A 509-nucleotide genomic window follows, 5' to 3' on the forward strand; every position below is an offset into this window, starting at 1 on the left:
GCCTTCGAGAAAGCGGGCGAGCGTCTGATATTGATCCGCGATCGCGGCTTTCTCGCGCTCCGGCGTCCGGTTCAGCGTGATCTGAAGGACCTCTTCGAACTCCTTCCTGTGCTCGGGCGAGTTCATTGCCGGTGGCAGGCCGATGATCTTGGCGACATCGATCTTGCCGGGCTCAAGCCAGAGGAGGCTGTTCCGCTGCTGGGCAGGCGCTGATGTCAGCGACAAAAGCAAGGCGGCGGGAACCAGAATGGAGGTCGCGCCGATGCGGAAACGGGAGGCCGATCGCGGAGCGGAGCAAAGCATGAGCGAATCTCAAAATGAAACAGGTAATGACGAAGAACGATGAAATGACATCGGTGCGCGTGTTGTCACGTCTTTTTGCGCGTGCACCCCGTTCTGGCGCGCATTGGTTGATTCGCGGTTACCAGCTCAGCGTCTCGATGCTGATCGGACGGCAATGTCGGCATTGGCCAAGCTGCTCGACCTACACGGACGAGGCGATCCAGCGC

2 protein-coding genes are annotated in these 509 nt (G+C 59.9%); one reads left to right on the forward strand and one right to left on the reverse strand.

All coding sequences use genetic code 11. From position 1 onward, the window contains the following. Positions 1 to 303 (reverse strand): hypothetical protein (locus AB4Y92_RS25535; RefSeq protein ID WP_441822161.1); only part of this gene is annotated, 303 nt, incomplete at its 3' end. A 26-nt stretch (positions 304 to 329) separates the two neighbouring features. Here AB4Y92_RS25535 and yidD point away from each other — a divergent pair. Then, positions 330 to 509 (forward strand): membrane protein insertion efficiency factor YidD (gene yidD, locus AB4Y92_RS25540; protein ID WP_441822162.1); only part of this gene is annotated, 180 nt, incomplete at its 3' end.

It is taken from the genome of Lysobacter sp. TAB13, from assembly GCF_052113885.1.
Classification (GTDB): Bacteria; Pseudomonadota; Gammaproteobacteria; order Xanthomonadales; family Xanthomonadaceae; genus Lysobacter; species Lysobacter gummosus.